The organism is Collinsella aerofaciens (genome assembly GCF_028206995.1).
Taxonomy (GTDB): Bacteria; Actinomycetota; Coriobacteriia; order Coriobacteriales; family Coriobacteriaceae; genus Collinsella; species Collinsella aerofaciens_AQ.
Map to the genome: position 1 here is coordinate 62,988 of NZ_JAQLFL010000010.1, position 17,532 is coordinate 80,519.

The 17,532-nt window shown below is 62.0% G+C and carries 12 protein-coding genes; 3 read left to right on the forward strand and 9 right to left on the reverse strand.

Annotated features, from left to right (window positions below):
- The first annotated feature begins 34 nt into the window (after positions 1 to 34).
- Positions 35 to 2,593, forward strand: a complete 2,559-nt coding sequence (rlmKL, locus tag PMX60_RS08060; protein WP_271747493.1) for a bifunctional 23S rRNA (guanine(2069)-N(7))-methyltransferase RlmK/23S rRNA (guanine(2445)-N(2))-methyltransferase RlmL — start codon at positions 35 to 37, stop codon at positions 2,591 to 2,593.
- 95 nt (positions 2,594 to 2,688) lie between these two features.
- On the opposite strand, the gene PMX60_RS08065 is transcribed toward rlmKL, so the two are convergent.
- From PMX60_RS08065 to PMX60_RS08085, 5 genes are all read right to left on the reverse strand, one after another.
- Positions 2,689 to 3,402, reverse strand: a complete 714-nt coding sequence (locus PMX60_RS08065; RefSeq protein ID WP_271747494.1) for a response regulator — start codon at positions 3,400 to 3,402, stop codon at positions 2,689 to 2,691.
- A 4-nt stretch (positions 3,403 to 3,406) separates the two neighbouring features.
- Positions 3,407 to 5,032, reverse strand: coding sequence for a sensor histidine kinase (locus PMX60_RS08070; RefSeq protein WP_271747495.1), 1,626 nt, complete (start codon positions 5,030 to 5,032; stop codon positions 3,407 to 3,409).
- Positions 5,033 to 5,143: 111 nt separating this feature from the next.
- The gene (locus PMX60_RS08075; RefSeq protein WP_271747496.1) at positions 5,144 to 5,338 is read right to left on the reverse strand and encodes a hypothetical protein; all 195 of its coding nucleotides are present in this window, start codon (positions 5,336 to 5,338) and stop codon (positions 5,144 to 5,146) included.
- A gap of 69 nt (positions 5,339 to 5,407) precedes the next feature.
- On the reverse strand, positions 5,408 to 7,435 hold the full coding sequence (locus PMX60_RS08080; protein ID WP_195622315.1) for a KUP/HAK/KT family potassium transporter: 2,028 nt from the start codon (positions 7,433 to 7,435) through the stop codon (positions 5,408 to 5,410).
- A gap of 158 nt (positions 7,436 to 7,593) precedes the next feature.
- Entirely contained in the window at positions 7,594 to 8,469 is an 876-nt protein-coding gene (locus PMX60_RS08085; RefSeq protein WP_271747497.1) for a nitroreductase family protein, read from the reverse strand.
- Between the two features lie 213 nt (positions 8,470 to 8,682).
- Here PMX60_RS08085 and PMX60_RS08090 point away from each other — a divergent pair, with 213 nt between their 5' ends.
- A complete protein-coding gene (locus PMX60_RS08090; protein WP_271747499.1) occupies positions 8,683 to 10,983 on the forward strand; it encodes an LTA synthase family protein in 2,301 nt (766 codons plus the stop codon).
- Positions 10,984 to 11,613: 630 nt separating this feature from the next.
- On the opposite strand, the gene bilS is transcribed toward PMX60_RS08090, so the two are convergent.
- The 3 genes from bilS to PMX60_RS08105 all read right to left on the reverse strand — a co-directional run bounded on the left by bilS (position 11,614) and on the right by PMX60_RS08105 (position 16,033).
- Complete coding sequence (bilS, locus tag PMX60_RS08095) at positions 11,614 to 12,165, reverse strand: flavodoxin family protein BilS (RefSeq protein WP_196033432.1); 552 nt, start codon at positions 12,163 to 12,165, stop codon at positions 11,614 to 11,616.
- Positions 12,166 to 12,292: 127 nt separating this feature from the next.
- Complete coding sequence (locus PMX60_RS08100) at positions 12,293 to 14,152, reverse strand: ABC transporter ATP-binding protein (protein WP_271747501.1); 1,860 nt, start codon at positions 14,150 to 14,152, stop codon at positions 12,293 to 12,295.
- Positions 14,153 to 16,033, reverse strand: coding sequence for an ABC transporter ATP-binding protein (locus tag PMX60_RS08105; RefSeq protein WP_271747502.1), 1,881 nt, complete (start codon positions 16,031 to 16,033; stop codon positions 14,153 to 14,155). It abuts the gene before it with no gap.
- Between the two features lie 211 nt (positions 16,034 to 16,244).
- Between PMX60_RS08105 and PMX60_RS08110 the strand changes: the two genes are divergently transcribed.
- Positions 16,245 to 17,006 (forward strand): hypothetical protein, encoded by a 762-nt coding sequence (locus tag PMX60_RS08110; RefSeq protein ID WP_271747503.1) that lies wholly within the window; start codon positions 16,245 to 16,247, stop codon positions 17,004 to 17,006.
- A gap of 283 nt (positions 17,007 to 17,289) precedes the next feature.
- Here PMX60_RS08110 and PMX60_RS08115 read toward each other — a convergent pair.
- The coding region (locus PMX60_RS08115; RefSeq protein ID WP_271747504.1) for a hypothetical protein at positions 17,290 to 17,532 on the reverse strand (243 nt) is incomplete at its 5' end.

Sequence of the window (17,532 nt, forward strand, 5' to 3'; positions counted from 1 at the left end):
ATATAATGGAGCGACGCAACCAGAGAGGTCACCCATGGAATTTTACGCAAGCTGCCCCGAGGGCTTTGAGTCCGCACTCGCCGATGAGCTTAAACGCCTCGGGCTTTCGCATGTCCGCCGCTTGAAGGGCCGCGCTACGTTTGAGGGCGAGCTCGAAGAAGGCTACCGCGCCTGTCTGTGGTCGCGCCTGGCGAGCCGCGTGTTTGCGGTGCTCGGGCGCTTTGAGGCGCAGGATGCCGATGAGCTGTACGATAGCGTTTACGACATCGCCTGGGAGAACATCGTCCGCCCCGGCGCCACCATTGCCATCACCGCCCGCGGCGTGACCGAGCAGCTGCGCAACACGCGCTTCTCGGCCCTGCGCGCCAAGGACGCGCTGTGCGACCGTCTGGCCGAGGCCACGGGCCGTCGTGCCGATGTCGACGCCGCCGACCCAGATGTTCACCTGCTGCTTTCGCTGCGTCAGCGCCGCGCGAGCATCAGCCTGGACCTTTCGGGCGACCCGCTGTTCAAGCGCCTACCGCCCGCGGCGACCCGTGCCGGCGAGGGCGCGCACGTGCTGCGCCCCGACTACGCCGCCCTGGTGTTGGCGCAGGTCGGCTGGACCGCACTGTGCGAGCGCGAGTTAACGGCTGACGATTACGAGAATGAAGCCCTTCCCACGCTGATCGATGCCTCGTGCGCCGGCGGCGGCCTGCTGCTGGAGGCCGCGAACATTCTGACCGACCGCGCCCCGGGCGCCGCACGCGAGCGCTGGGGCTTTGAGGGCTGGCAGCTGCACGACGCCGCTCTGTGGGAGCAGCTGCTTGCCGAGGCGCGCGAGCGCGAGGCGGCAGCGCGCGAGCGGCAGGCGCGCATCGTGGCCGCAGACATCGACCCCGCCGCTCGCAAGACCGCCGAGCGCATGGTCAAGAGCGCTGGTTACAAGCGTTTTGTCGACTTTTGCGCCGCCAAGTCCGCCACCGTGCTGGACCATGCTGGCGCCGTCGCCGGAGCCGCCGTAGTCGCAGACACCACCGAGACACCGCTTTCACTCATGCACGACGCCATGACGCTGGTCGGCGAGCTGCGTCGCGCGCCCGAGCTTTCCGCGGCGCCGGTCGCCGCACTCGCCCGCGATGGCCTTATGGCCCGCGCGCTCCATGCCGAGCCCGCGCGCTCCATCGCCGTTATGCCCAATAACGAGGAGGCGGCTATTGAGGTTTGGCCCTCGCTCGACCACGCCGCCGCGGCATTCGAGGCCGCGACCAGCGCAAACGCCGAGGAACAGTCCACGGACGCCGAAGGCGAAGCCGCCAACACCCCCATGCCCGAACCTGCCGCCACGCTCGACCTGGGCGACGGCAAGCCGTTGCCCGTGCTCATCCCCGAGTCCGAGCAGTTCGCCAACCGCCTGCGCAAGAATGCCCGTCTGCGCCGCAAGTGGGCCAAGCGCGAGGGCGTGAGCTGCTACCGCGTCTACGATGCCGACCTGCCCGACTACTCCGCCGCCATCGACCTGTACGAGGGCTGCCCGCAGACGCCGGGCCGCTGGCTCGTCATCGCCGAATACGCCGCGCCCAAGACCATCGACCCCGCACTGGCCCAGGCCCGCATGCTCGACATCTTGGCCATCGCGCCGCGCATCCTGGATGTTCCCGCCGAGCACGTGCACGCCAAGGCCCGCATGCGTTCGCGCGGCGGCTCGCAGTACGGCAAACAGGGCGCCGGCAAGGGCGCATCGGGCGAGCGCGCCAACATCGCGCGCCGTCGCCTGCCGCTCATCGAAGAGGGTGGACTCACCTTTGCCGTCAACTTTGATGACTACCTGGATGTGGGCATCTTCCTGGACCACCGCGTCACCCGCAACCTGGTGCGCGAGCACGCCAAGCAGGCGCGCCGCTTCCTCAATCTGTTCGCCTATACCGGCACCGCCACCTGCTATGCGGCAGACGGCGGCGTCGAGGAAACTGTGACGGTCGATCTTTCCAACACCTACCTGGACTGGGCCGAGCGCAATATGCGTCAGAACGGCTTTGTGGGGCCGCAGCATCACTTTGTGCGCGACGACGTGCTCGCCTGGATTCGTGACCAGCGCCAGACGCGCAACCGCTGGGACCTGATCTTTGTCGACCCGCCCACGTTCTCGAACTCGTCCAAGATGGGCCGTCGCACCTGGGATGTTCAGCGCGACCACGTTGAGCTTTTGGCCGGTGTATCGCGCCTGCTCGCACAGGGCGGACATGCCATCTTTAGCTGCAACCTGCGCGGCTTCCGCCCCGAGACGCGCAAGCTCGCACGCGCGGGCGTCGTGCTGGAGGACATTACGGCGCAGACCATCCCCGAGGATTTCGCGCGCAACCAGAAGGTGCACCATTGCTACATCGTGCGCCGCCTGCCCATCGAGGACGCCATGGCCGAAGTCGGCTTTAGCGCCGAGGAGATTGCCGAGCGAACCGAGGAGCTGCGCAACCCCGAGGCCCGCAAGCCCCGTGCAGCAGCGCCCGCGCACGCGCAGGCCGGCCACGGCAAGTCCAACTTTGCCAGCAAACCCTCCCCTGCCGGCAAGTCCAAAAAGAAGAAGTTCTACGCCAGCAAGCCCAAGGATAAATAGACAACGTTGCGGTGGAATACGGACTGTTTTGCCTGGAATTAGGTAAATTTAGACCGTATTTCACCGCAACTCATATTGGGATGGCGGATGCCGACCTATCCCTGGATGACCAATCGGTAACCAATACCCACGTGCGTCTGGATATAGCGCGGATGCGCGGGGTCGGACTCGATCTTCTTGCGCAGCGTGCCCATAAAGACGCGCAGGCTCGCCAGGTCGCTCTTAGTTGCCGTGCCCCAAATCTCGTGCAGGATAAACTGGTGCGTCAGTACCTTGTCGGCGTTATGCGCCAGCAGGCACAGGAGCTTATACTCGATCGGCGTCAGATGCAACTCCTCGCCATCCATCGTGGCAATGCCGGCATCAAAATCGATATGCAGCTCACCGGTATCGAACGAGCCCTCGGAGACAACGCCGCCCGTTTGCGCATACGAAAGGCGCCTGAGCGTCGTGCGAATGCGCGCGAGCAGTTCCTCGACCGAAAACGGCTTGGTCAGATAGTCGTCGGCACCGGCATCGAGCGCGCGGATTTTGTCCGCGTCCTCGCTGCGCGCCGAGACCACGATAATCGGCATGCCCGACCATGTGCGCACCGACTCCACCACCTTGACGCCGTCCATATCGGGCAGGCCCAGATCGAGCAGCACGATGCTCGGTGTCTGCGATGAGGCAGCGGCGATAGCGGCATGGGCGGTCTCCACAGCCATATGGCGCAAGCCGTGCGTCTCGAGCGCGGCAACAATAAGATTGCGAACGGCAGGGTCGTCCTCAACGACCAAGATGAGCGGTTTTACGGCAGAGTTCGGCACAGCGCTACTCCTTATCAAACGAAACGTCGGCGGCAGGAAGCTCAATCGTAAAGACCGAGCCGTGCGGGTCCGCCGCGGCAACCTCTATGCTACCGCCATGCGCCAGCGCAATGGAACGGCAGAGCGAAAGACCCAGGCCCACGCTGCGGTGGCTGTCGACCAGACCGTGGTTGGCGGTATAGAACGACTCGAAGATCCGCTCACGATCCTCGGGTGCGATGCCCGGACCATCATCGGCCACCGAGCACGCCACGCGTCCATCGTCGACGCTAATCGAAATCATGATATGCGAGCCTGTGGGCGTATAGGTGATGGCGTTGTTCACCAGATTGACCACCAGCTGCACCATCAGGCGCGCATCGACGTTGACGAGCGCCGGCTCATCGCACGCCACCACCTTAAGGTCGTGCTCGCGCACGGCAGGGTTCACGTGGCGCAGCGCCTCCTCGACGATATCGTCCATGAGCTCGAGCGTGGTCGACAGACGCATGCCGCCGCCCTCGAGCTTGGTGATGGCGAGCAGGTTCTCGACGGTGGCGTTGAGCCATTGCGCATCCGAGCGAATGGACAGGAGCAGGCCGCGGCGCGTTTGGGCATCGAGCACGGCGGTGCCGGTCGAGCCCTGGTCGAGCAGCACGTCGGCATTACCCGAAATACTGGTAAGCGGCGTGCGCAGGTCGTGCGAGATTGAGCGCAGCAGGTTGGCGCGCAGCTGCTCATTTTTGGCAAGCACCGCCGCCTCCTCGCGGGCCTCCATGGCGCGGGCGCGATCGAGTGCCAGCTCACCTTCGCTCACGATGGCATCGGCAAGCGTCCGCTCCTCGTGCGTCAGCACGTCGGGCTCGGCAACGATAGCCAGCACGCCCACCACCGAGGCGGGGTCGCCCGAGCGGACGAAGCCGTCGCCCGTGCGAACCGTCAGGTAGATGCCGTAAAACGCCGAGCCGCCATAGGTGGCATCGAGCGGCGTTCCCACATAGGCGGACGCCGAGAGCCGCGGCGGCATCTGCGGCGCCAGTTCGTGCACCGGCGCGGCATCGCCCACGGCCGTGTATGTCGCACGCGGCAGCAGGTCATCGCCCTCGGCGTCGGCGCTGTACCACACGACCGGACAGCCCGAAAGACGCGCCAGCTGCGTTGCCATGGCATGGACAATCTGCTGCTCGTCGGCGCAGCGCTGCAGCATGCGGTTGGTCTCGAGCACCATATGCGTGCGACGGTCGCTGGCGGCAGCCTGCGCCAAGGCCCGGCGCAGGGCCAACGCAATCGAGCTCGACACAAGCGAGACCACAAACATGATGAAGAACATGCCGGGATAGACGCGGTCGATAAACGACAGCGAGCAGCGCGGGTCGACAAACAAGAAGTTGTAGAGTGCCACGGCGGCAGCCGAGCTCAGCAAGCAATACAGGCGACTCCAGGTAAAGAATGCGCACAGCTGAACGGCGAACACATAGACGATCATGATGCTGGGAGCAAGACCGGGGCGGTCGAGCAGCGCGCCCACAATCGTCGCCGCGACCAGCAGCCCCACCGATACGCAGGCGTCATACAGAGGAGTGCGGCGCGTCAGCGTTGTGCGCCGCCACCAAAAGCTATCGGCAATATCGCCGTCCGTACGGACGTCCATCAGTGCCCCACCCCTCTCTCAAAAACAAAAACCACCACAAAGGGACAGGCACCTTTGTGGTGGTTTCCCTTGTGGTGGTTCCAAGTGTATAGCCTTTGCAACCGGCGGTCGCTAGACAAACAGCACGTGCGCGAGCAGGGCACACACGCACACCGCTCCAAATACCAGTGCCACGATCGAGATCACGCGGTCGGCCATGTCCATGTTGGCACGATTCGTAAAGAACCGATCTTCGGCGGCGTCGACACGCGCCTCACGTACCAGCTCGGCCGCAAGATCGCGACCGTCAAGCACCTTTGCATCCATGGTTTCCTCCCAGGACTCAATCACTGTCATTGCAAGCCTGCCCGTTCGCAGCCAAACCTCAAGCGTCGACTACGGGCGCTCGTTGGGGGCCAGGCGTTGCATCTTGTTCACGGCCTTGAACTTGGTGAACAGCGGCACGTACTCAAAGCTCACGTTGGAGTTCTCCAGGCCGTACCAGCGTGCAGGCGTGCCGGCGGCGCGGCGGATGATGTACTTGAGCGTGATGGCCGTGCGCTCGCTCGGCTCTACATCGCTTTCGGGCGCCAGAAGCTTACGGATCAGGACGAACTTGAACGTACCGATGTTACCCGGATCCTTGTAGACCGAGTAGTCATGCGTCTGCGGCGGCAGCTCGCCAGTGGCAGCCAGGTCCTGAACAACCTGACGCAGGTAGGCATTGACGCGCTGGTTGATCTTGTAGCCCAGGTACAGATGCACGCGGAACACGTAGTCGGTGCCGAACGTCTCGACCGAATAGGCAAAGGTGTGCGGCTCGTCCATGGTCTCGACATTCACGAACCACCAGGCGCGGGCGCGCTTGGGATGCTTGTCCAAGATCGAGTAGACGATATCACGGTCGATGTAGTCGGTATGGGTGTCCTTGGTCAGGTACACGATGTTGTCGCTCAGGCGCTCGTAGCGATCGTCATCGCGCAGGCGCTTGAGCTGCGGCAGGTAGCTGCGCAGCGGCAGCAGCGTAAACTGGCGCTGCTCAACAGCCGTACCGTTGTACCAGCACACCATGATGCCCATGATGAGCGCGGCCATGAGGATGGTGAAATAGCCGCCGTGGAAGAACTTGGTGAGCGAGCTCACGAAGAAGAAGCCTTCGAGCAAAAGGAAGAAGGCCGCGAAGATCCACGGCGCGACCTTGAGCTTGCGCTCCTCGTGCAGGTAGAAGAAGAGCAGCAGCGTGGTGCACATCATAGTCAGCGTAATGGCAAGGCCGTAGGCGGCTTCCATATGCGCCGAGTTCTGGAACAGCAGCACCACAATGACGCAGCCGACAAGCATGACGTTGTTGACCATGGGGATGTAGAGCTGGCCCTTGGTCTCGGCAGGGTAGAAGACCTGCATGTGCGGCATGAGGTCCAGACGGCTGGCCTCGGACACCAGCGAGAATGCGCCGGTGATGAGCGCCTGCGAGGCAATGATGGCCGCGACGGTAGAAAGGCCGACGGCAAACGGGCGCAGGCCCGGGGCGAGCATCTGGTAGAACGGGTTGAGATCGGCAATGCCCATGAGCTCGGGGTTGGCAGCGTTGTTCATAAGCCAAGCGCCCTGGCCCATATAGGACAGCAGCAGGCAGCACTTAACGAACGGCCAGGTAGCGTAGATGTTGCCGCGGCCGACGTGGCCCATGTCGGAGTAGAGCGCCTCGGCACCGGTGGTGGCGAGGAAGCAGCTGCCCAGAATCATGATGCCCGCGTGGTTGTTGGGGCTCAACAAAAAGGCGATGCCGCGGAGCGGGTTGAGGCACAGCAGCACGGCGGGGTGCTGTAAGACAAAGAACAGACCCGTGCCGCCCAGGAATAGGAACCACAGCGTCATGATGGGGCCAAAGGCGTGACCGATCTTGGCCGTACCGATGCGCTGTACCAAGAAGAGCACGATGATGATGGCGAGCGTAATGGCGACGACGCGGCCCTGGTCATCGCCCAGCACGGCATGGACCGCCGGGATGGTGCGCAGGCCCTCGATGGCCGTGGTAACGGTAACGGCCGGCGTCAGGATGCCGTCGGCGAGCAGCGCGGCGCCACCCAGCATGGCGGGGATGATAAGCCACTTGCCGCAACGCTTGACCAGGCTGTACAGGGCAAAGATGCCGCCCTCACCATGGTTATCGGCGCGCAGCGAGATGAGCACATACTTGATGGTGGTCAGCAACGTGACCGTCCACACGACAAGGGAGAGCGCGCCGAGCACGAACTCCTCCGTGACGCTTCCGATGCCGCCGTTGCCGGCAACGAGCGCCTTGGTTACATACATGGGGCTGGTGCCGATATCGCCGTACACCACGCCCAGCGTGACGAGCATCGCCGAGATGCTCACAGGAATCGCAGCGTGCGAGGCTGCCTCCTTGGCCTTTTGTTCCATAAGCCGGTTTCCTCCCAACTTTAATGTTCGAAGGGATTATAGGTAATCGGCCCATGTTTTAATGCACTGTTTTCCCAGCTAGATAAAGATTTATACAGTCTTTAGGCTACCGCGGCGATATGGAATGCAGCAAAGGAACTATCCCTTTGCCGCATCTGTCATTTTCCGAGCCAGTTTTTGAACCACCACTCCATGGATCGGCTCATCTCGGCCATAAAGGGACTGGTGTGTTTGCGGGTGTAGATATCCACCACGCGCTCGCCCACCTCGCGGGCATGCGGGCGAAACATCGCATCCATCTCGGCCACCTGTGCATCCATAGTCGCGGTATCGGCGCGGCGATAGCGCTCCTCGTGCACCAGGTTCACCACGGGATGTGCGATTGCCGGGCGCTCCTTGCGGGGCGTGCCGATGATGAGCATCGATAGCGGCATGGTATAGGGCGGCAGATCGAGCAGCTCGGCAACTTCCTCGGCGTTCTCCACGATGTCGCCAATGTAGCAGCTCCCCAGGCCCAGGGCCTCGGCGGCAACCACGGCGTTTTGCGCAGCGATCACGGCATCCTGCGCCGCGATGGCAAAGTCGCCCAGACCCGGTGCACAACGGGGCGACTTGCCCGTGCGCTCGACAAACTCGGGCTCAAAGCAGCCCACGTGCTCAAACAGATCGATCCACTTGGCATAGTCGACCACAAATATTAGTGCCCAGGGCGCCTTGGCGATCATGGGCTGGTGGTCACACAGGTCAGCCAGACGGTCCAGCGTAGCCTGCTCGCGAATGCTCACGATGGAATACATCATCATGGCGCCCGCCGACGGTGCGCGGCTCGCCGCATGCAAGATCGCCGCCCGCTGCTCGTCGGTCACCGCTACGGGACGGTCGCTGTCATCGCGCGCGAAAGCACGCGTGGACGAGCGGTGTTCCAAGATGTCCAGCGCCGCGTTGCCCGTAGTCTCGACCGGATAGCCGCCCGCGTCCACGCCCACAGCTCCGCCGCAGTACTCGGCGCCCGTCATACAAACCTGCTCGCCCATAGCTCTATCCTCGCTAATTCTTTAAGAAGCCTTTACGTTTCCGTGTAATTCCCGTCCATTATCGCGCAGGTCGCCACTACATTGCGCCACACCGCCACACGTGCGCGTTAATATGGCTGGTTGTTGTGCGCAGCCACCAATTGCAGCGCATATCTTGGTAACAATCGGGTAAACCCCCGCTTTCGTAGGTTTTAGTTTGTGAGGAGTCTCAGCATGTTCGCAGCCGCCATCTCGCTCGTCGGTCTTGCGGCGACCGTCTACCTTGTTTTGCGCGAGGCCAAGGCCATTCGCGCTCAGTCGGACACCGTTGCCAAAAGCGCTCTTGGGTGGAGCGTCGCCTTCGGCCTGTTCCAGCTCTTTTTGACCATTTGGGGCGCCATTGGCCTCGTCGCCCAAAACGAGCCGCTCGCCTTTGTGATGCTCATCCTGACCAATGCCATTCTCACCGGTTGCGCCTGGGCCAGCATCGCCCGCGACCGCATCGCCCCGCGCGTCTTTGCGTTCGCTGCCACCGATGCCCCCGCCCCCACCGGCAAGCTTGCCCGCCTGCGCGGCGCCTTTGTGGGCAAACCGCTCGTCGCCGCTGTCTTGTGCCTGCTGCTCGCCGGCGTCTTTGCGCTGCTGGGAATGGAAGTCTCGTCCAACCACGACTTTACCTGGGTCTACCCCCTGTGTATCCTGCTCGAGTGGGCCATCATCACCGTGCTCATGACCGGCCTGTTCTTCCTGTTCCAGCGCCACGGCGCAGCTCCCGCGGTCCTGGCCTTTGCCCTCTTTGTCCTGGGCATTGCCGAGTTCTTCGTCATCACGTTTAAATCCATGCCCATCCAGCCGGGCGACCTTTCGGCCATCTCCACCGCCGCCGCGGTCGCCGGCACCGGCTACACCTTCTCCATCTCGCTGTTCTGTGTGCTGTCCATGGGCTTTACCGCCATCGCCATGCTGCTGTGCGAGTACGCCGGCCTGGTGGCACCGCACCGTCAGAAGGGTGCCGCCAACGCCAAGCGCATGCTGCTCACCAACCTGCTCGTGGCAGTGCTGTGCCTGGGCGGCGTAACCGCGCATGTCACGCTCATCGACTACTACAACACCCTCGGCATCACCGTCTACACCTGGCGCCCGCTCGAGAGCTACTGGCGCGAGGGCTACCTGCCCGCCTTTATTAGTGCGGCGCAGTCCATCAAGCCGCCCAAACCCGCCGACTACTCCGTCGACGATGCCAAGGCCACGCTCAAAAAGTACGCCAAGGCCTACGACAAGTCCGACGCGGCCAAGAGCGACGAGCGCGCCGCCGCAAAGGAGCAGTTCGACAGCGAGAAGCCCACGGTCATCGCCATCATGAACGAGACCTTCTCAGACCTTTCGATCTACCAGAACATGCGCGCCGGCTACGAGGGCCCGCAGTACTATAAGAACCTGTCCAACTGCCTCAGCCGCGGCAAGCTCTATGTGAGCGCCTACGGCGGCGGTACCGCCAATACCGAGTTTGAGTTTATGACCGGCAACTCCATGGCCAACCTGGGCTCGGGCGTGTACCCCTACACCATCTACAACATGGAGACGACCGGGAACCTGGCAGAACAGTTCAAATCGCTCGGCTATTCCACCACGGCCATGCACCCCAACCACGCGACCAACTGGAACCGCGAGAACGTCTACAAGGACTTTGGCTTTGACCAGTTCCTGTCTATCAATGACTTCCAGGGAGCCGACACCCTGCGCGGCATGGTGACCGACCAGGCTACCTACGACAAGATTCTTGAGCTGCTCGACCAGAACGCCGATCCGCAGTTTATCTTCGACGTGACCATGCAGAACCACTCGGGCTACGATACGGGCCTGCTGCCGGTCGACAAGCAGATGCACCTGAATATCGACACGACCGATTTGGACGCCAAGACCGTCGAGGACGGCACGCTCTCCGATGTCGACGAGTATGTCTCGTGCATCGAGCAGTCCGACCAGGCGCTGCGCTACTTCCTCAACGCCCTGAGCAAGCTCGACCGTAAGGTGGTCGTGGTGTTCTGGGGCGACCACCAGCCGTTCTTCCCGTCCAAGTTCAATGACAAGTGGTTTACCGGCGAAGACGATGCTACGCATCAGGAGCGCCTGTGGCAGACCGACTACATCATCTGGGCCAACTACGACGTTGCCGGCTGCGACCAGACGAGCGAGACCGACGACCTGTCCACCAACTACCTGTCCACCCAGCTGATGCAGCTGATCGGCGCCCCGCTGACCGACTACCAGAAAGCGCACATGACGCTGCGTAAGTCGCTGCCCGCCATCAACTCGGTGGGCTACGAGGACGCCAGCCTGCGCTGGGCGCTCTCCTCCAACACCACCGGTGACGACGCCGTTGCCGCGGCCGCCACCAAGGCGCGCGAGGATTACGCCAAGATGCAGTACTACGAGATGTTCCGCGACGGCAAGAACGTGTATACCAAGCACTTCCAGACCGAAGCTAACGAGACCGACCCCAACCTGGCACCGGGTACGACCAAGATCAAGTAGCGACTAGCTGCGAGTTCATAACTGAAACGTCTGTCCGGGCGGAGGCATATAAGGTTCCCTGCTCGGACAGTCTTGCGCAAGACGGAGGCCACATTAAGTGGCCTCCTTTGCGTGCGGAACTCGCGATGAACCTTATATGCCTCCGCCCGGACAGACGCCCTGTTGTTGGAGCGCGGCTTGTCATAGGGGTATCCGCTGAACATATATAAGTCGAAGGCCACGTCTTGTGGCCTTCTTTGTGTCCGGAAACCGTGTCCCAGAATTCACGTCCGGAGTGGGATGCGGTTTCCGCTTACGGCCCCGTTGGGAAACTGCATCCCACTCCGGGCTCAAATTGTGGGTCATCGTTTCCACCAGAGCCCTCAACCGGAAACCGCATCCCATTCCAAAGGCGAATTCCGGGACACACTTTCCAAGACCCCGTCCATCCGGAAACCGTGTCCCACTCTGAATACATCCAGCGAACGCATGCGAGCGTGTCGTCCAGGACGGTCTCGTCATCGGGGTGATGGAAAATGTCACCCCAAACACTTGCCACGGTTGCGTCCACAAGTGTCAAGAAAAAAGCCTCGAGAATCTCGAGGCTTTCACATTTGTATTGTTTTGCACGAAGGACCGCGAACGGCGAAGCTACTCGCCCAGCACGGCCTTTTTGGCGGCTGCAGCCATGTTGTCCAGATCTTCCTTGGTGGGATGGTCCTTCGCGGCAACCCAGTTGTCGAGCAGCATCTTATAGCGAGCGTTGTCGGGATCTTGCTCGAGCATGGCCTCGTAGCGCTGCTTGACCGCGGGGCCCATCTTGCCCTGGCACATCGCCCAGCCCGCAAGCTCGGCATCCCCAGCCAAATTGGAAGTTACGCGGTCGATAATCTGCTGATAGTAGCTCTGGTCGGCCCCAAAGCCGCAGGTGCCAAACAGGAACACGCGCTTGCCGTGCAAGGCGGAGAGCAACGCCGCGACCGAAGGCGTGCACGCGCCCTTGTCGCACCAAAAACCGACGAGCACCGTGTCGGCCGCGCAGGCGCCCTGCGCCTCGAGCGCAACCTGATCTGCATCCGCATCGTCGCTCAACGCCGCGGCATGGACAAAATCAACACCCGCAGCCTGCAGAGCGCGCTTGATCGCGCCCGAAACCATCCTGGTATTACCGCTCTTGCTGTTAACCACCAAAGAGCACGTCATAGTCACGTTGCCTCGTTTCCCCCAAAACTAAAGCCACTAATGCAATTTATTAGATGAATATCTTAGTACTAACGTGACAGATGTAAACCACCGTCTGTCGATTGATTAATTTGCCCCACGGGCTTGCTTACTGGGCGAACTGACTGCGGTAGAGTTCGGCGTAGAAGCCGCCTGCCGCTAGCAGCTCGTCGTGCGTGCCGCGCTCGATAATCTGGCCGTCGCGCATGACCAGAATGCAGTCGGCGTTGCGGATCGTCGACAGGCGGTGCGCCACGACAAAGCTTGTGCGACCGGCCATGAGCTCGTCGAATGCCGCCTGCACCTGCAGCTCGGTGCGGGTATCGATGCTCGACGTGGCCTCGTCCAGCAGCAGAATCGCCGGGTCGGTGAGCATGACGCGCGCGATGCACAGCAGCTGTTTTTGACCCTGGCTAAACGTGCCGCCGTCCTCGCCGATGACCGTATCGTAGCCGCCTGGCAACTGCACGATAAACTTGTGCGCGTGCGCGCGCTTGGCGGCTTCGACAACCTGCTCGCGCGTAGCTCCTGGGCAACCGTAAGCGATGTTGTCCGCCACCGTGCCCTCGAACAGCCAAGTGTCCTGCAGCACCATGCCAAAGGCGCGGCGCAGGCTTGCGCGCGTGTAGTCACGCGAGGAACGGCCATCGACCGCAATGCGACCGGCATCGATATCGTAAAAACGCAGTAGCAAATTGATGAGCGTCGTCTTGCCACAGCCCGTAGGACCGACCAGGGCAAAGCGCATGCCGGGCTTAGCCTCGATGCAGATGTCCTGCAGCAGCCTGCGGTCGGGCACGTAGCTAAAGTCCACATGCGCAAAGGTCACCTCGCCCTGCGGTGCGGCAAGTTCCACGGCATCTGGCGCATCGGGCTCCTGCTCGCGCGCATCGAGCAGCGCAAACATACGGCGCGCCGAGGCGTACGCCGTCTGGATCTGCGTAATGACGTTGGTGACCTCGTTGAACGGCTTGGTGTACTGGTTGGCATAGGACAGGAAGATCTGCACGCCGCCCACCGTAAGCGCCGCGGGCACGCCCGTGATCACGCCCACGCAGCCGATCACAGCGACCACGGCATAGATGATGTTATTGATAAAACGCGTACCGGGGTTGGAGAGCGAACCCATAAACTGCGCGCGCTCGCCCGCGATGTAGAGCTCGGCATTGAGGGCATCGAAGCGCTGCTGGGCGTTGGGACCATAGGCAAAGGCGTCGACAAGCTTTTGCTCGCCTACGTACTCCTCGATATGACCACCGAGCTGCCCTTGAATACGCTGCTGTGCCGTAAAGCTTTTGTTGGAAAGCTTGGCGATGGCGCCGGCTGCAAAAATGGAAAGCGGCGTGACGAGCACCACTACGAGCGTCATGGTCAGGTTAATGGAGAGCATAAACGCGAGCGTGCCCACGATGGTAATAACACCAGTGAAGAGCTGCGTGAAGCCCTGTAGCAGACCGTCGCCCACCTGATCGACGTCGTTGACCACGCGGCCCATAAGGTCGCCGTGGGCATGGCTGTCGATAAAGCTGAGCGGCATGCGGCTGAGCTTATCGCTCGCCTCCACGCGCATGTCGCGCACCGTCTCGTAGGACAGGCGGTTGACGCAGTAGCCCTGCAGCCACTGGAAGGCCGCGGCACCTACCACGACGAGCGCGAGTTTGGTAACGAGCGGCAGCAGCGCGTCGAAGTCCACCTGCCCGGTGGCGACGATAAGGTCGATGCCCTCGCCGATGAGAATGGGCGTGTAGAGCTGCAGGATCACCGAGATAGCGGCGCTCACAAACGACGCCGTAAACGAAATACGGTGCGGACGAACGTAGCCCATCAGGCGGCGAGTCACCGCACCCACGGGATAGCGCTCGGGATCGCCGGGCTGGCGCGGACCGTCGCCCAGGTCATTGAGGTTATCGTTACCGGACACGTTGGCCGTCATCGTGGCGACCGAACCGGAGGAAGTGTACGGATTCATTTAGCAGCCCTCCTTTGCGCAGACAGATGCAGGGGCGGTCGGGGCGCCTGGGGCGGGCACGGGGCTTGGGGCGAGCGCGGGCACCGCACTCCCCTGCTGACCCTCGAGTTCCTCGCGGCGAAGCTGCGACTGGCAAATCTCGCGGTAGAGCTGGCAGGTCGCGTACAGCTCATCGTGCGTGCCCAAGCCCGCGACCGATCCGTGGTCGAGTACGCAGATCATGTCGGCGTCGCGCACGGTCGAGACGCGCTGGCTCACAATCACCGTGGTCAGCGGCAGCCCGCCCTCGGCGGCACCGCGCATGCTTCGTTCGCGAATGGCATGGCGAAGCGCCGCATCGGTCTTAAAGTCGAGCGCCGAGGCGGAGTCATCCATGATCAATATCTGAGGCGAGCCCACTAGGGCGCGCGCGATGGTCAGACGCTGGCGCTGGCCACCGCTAAAGTTCTTACCGCCCGCCTCGACCGGGGCGTCGAGCCCCTTCGGCTTGTTGCGCACGAACTCGCTCGCCTGCGCCATGTCGAGCGCCGCCCAGAGATCCTCGTCGGTCGCAGCCTCGTCGCGCCAGGTCAGGTTGCTGCGGATGGTGCCGCTCACCAGCGACGCGCGCTGCGGAACGGTCGCGACCACACGGCGCAGCTGGTCGAGCGGCCAGGTGCGCACGTCGGCGCCCATCACGCTCACGCTGCCGGTGCCCGCATCGTACAGGCGCGGGATGAGCGAGACGAGCGTGGACTTACCACTGCCCGTACCGCCGATAATGCCGAGCGTCTTGCCCAGCGGGAGCTCCAGGGTCACATCGTTGACGGCGTTGGCAGCGCCCGCGCCAAAGGAGAAGCTCGCATGGCTCAAGCTCAGCGCGGGGACCGGGGCGTCGACGTCCGTCGCGGGTGCTTGGGGCAGTGCGACCGGCTCGTTGTTCTCGTCGGTGATGCTCGGCACGCAATTGAGCACCTCGTTGACACGCGACGCACTGGCGCTCGCCTTGGTAAAGACAACGACCAGGTTGGCCACGTAGACGATGGAGGTGAGGGTCTGCGTCATGTAGTTGACGAACGCCATGACCTGGCCCTGCGTGAGCTCGCCAACGTTGACCTGGATGCCGCCCACCCACAGGATGGCGCACACGCCCAGGTTCATCACAAGAAACGTGACGGGGTTGAGAATCGACGAGAGCTTACCCACCGCAATGGCGGTATGGGCCTGGTCATCGGCGGCTTGGGCAAAGCGCTCGCGCTCGTGATCTTCGCGCACAAAGGCGCGAACCACGCGGGTGCCCGAAAGGCCTTCGCGGCAAATAAGCGCGATGCGGTCGAGCTTTGCCTGCAGCTGCTTGTAGTACGGAATGCAGCGCGCCATGACAAACCAAAACACCAGGCCGATAGCGGGCGTGCAGATCAAAAAGATCATGCCGAGCTTAAGGTCGATGGCAAGGGCCGCGCACATAGAGCCCACCGCCAAGAAGGGCCAGCGGATGAGCATGCGTACGCCCAGCGCCACGGCCAGCTGCACCTGGTTGACGTCGTTGGTAATGCGCGTGATGAGCGACGGCGTGCCAAAGCGGTCAAGCTCAGCATAGCTCAGCTTGTTGATGTGCTCGTAGAGCGCACCGCGAATGTCGGTGCCCATGCCCTGCGAGGTGAGCGCCGCCATCTTTTGGCAGACGAGCGTAAACGAGATGCCGATCACGGCCATGGCGGCAAGTAGCATACCGTAGTGGATAACGGCGTTCACGTCGTGCGCCCCAATGCCCTTATCGATCATCTGGGCAATCACCAGCGGCGTCAGCAGGTCAAAGATCACTTCGATCAGCTTGCACGCAGGGCCGATCACCATATACCGGCGAAACTTACCACCAAAACGCCTGAGCAGCTCAATCATGTATAGGCGCTCCCTATCATCATTCACACTCAATCCGAATCATGATAGTACGGCGAGCCCAAAAGAAGCGTAAACAACTCGTCATTTCTAATGGGATTCGGTTTCCAAAGAAGCGGAGAGGCGCGCACCCAGCCAGTGTCGGGTCGACCACTTGGTATACTTGCATTAGTGCTACCAAGTTAGTCGCCGACCCTTGAAATGAGGTGCCGAGATGAACGACATTCTCGCAAGAAGAGCAAGACGAGCAACTGCGGGCATCGCCCTTTCCGCGGCACTTGTCGCGGGAATCGCCCCCGCAACGGCGATAGCGGCAGAAACCAGCTCCCCCACCGCTGCAGTTGCCTTGCAGACGGAAGATGCGGCCGCCGCAAAAGAAAAAGCGTATGCAGCCATGCAGGAAGCGCTCAAAAACCTCGAGGCCGCAAAAGACGCCGCAAGTCCCGAGAAAATTGCGAGATTCAATGATGACATTGCCCGTTTTCAAGAGCTCCGCGACAAGATGACGGCGCAAGCCGCCGAATTGAGGGAATCCCTTCCCACCATGCAAGCGGACGGCGATGCAGCCCAAGCCAAATACGACGAGGCCATCAACCGGACAAGCGGCCTTCAGTCAGAATTAGATAAGAAACTTGAGGTGCTTAAGGCACTCGAAGCGCTCGGCGACGAGGAGCTTGTCGAAACTGTTAAACAGCAAATAAAGCAGTTGCGCCAAGAGATCGTAACGGCAAAAGCGCGAGTTGACTTTTGCGAAATGGAGCTCCGCGAGGTCAAGGGCCGCCTCGAAAGGCAGGAAAGACAAGTTAATGACTGTGAACGTGATGCAGAGAAGTATAAAGCCCATACCGACCAGTTCATAGCCTGGCGAGATGCGCTCCTCGACAATTTGAAAAAGCGCAAACGGCCTATGACGACGCCTGCAAGGCATACGAAGAGGCAAAGGCCGCGGCAGACAAGGCCACCTCGCCCGAGATAACGCAACCGACCGAGACGACGCCTCCCTCCAACTCGGCGCAACCGGTCGAGGCGACACAGCCCACCGGCTCGTCCGCGACCGGCAAAAATACCCCCGCCAAGCTCCACCAAGCAGGCGAACACAAGCAGCGGCAAACAAGCAGATACGACCGCCGGCAAGCTCGCAAACACGGGCGACACAGCACCGAGCGCAATCGCACTCGCAGCAATCGCCGCCGCAGGCCTCGGAATAACCGCCACGGCCACACGCCGCATCAAGAACTCAAAATAGCCGCCAGAGCATACTACCTTCGCCAATCCACAAACCCGGAGACAAAAAGAGGCTCGTTTCCCCAACCTAGGGAAACGAGCCCCTTTAACTGCAAAAATTCAAGCAACAGCACCGCCGCCTCTTGAACCACGTAGCCATCAATGCCCAGACAACGCCAACGAGCAGCATTCCTTAAGGGATAGATTAAATTAGATAAACGCGCCTTACGGGTGATTTTTGGACGACGGGGCCCGGCCGGCGGCGAGGTGTTTGGTAG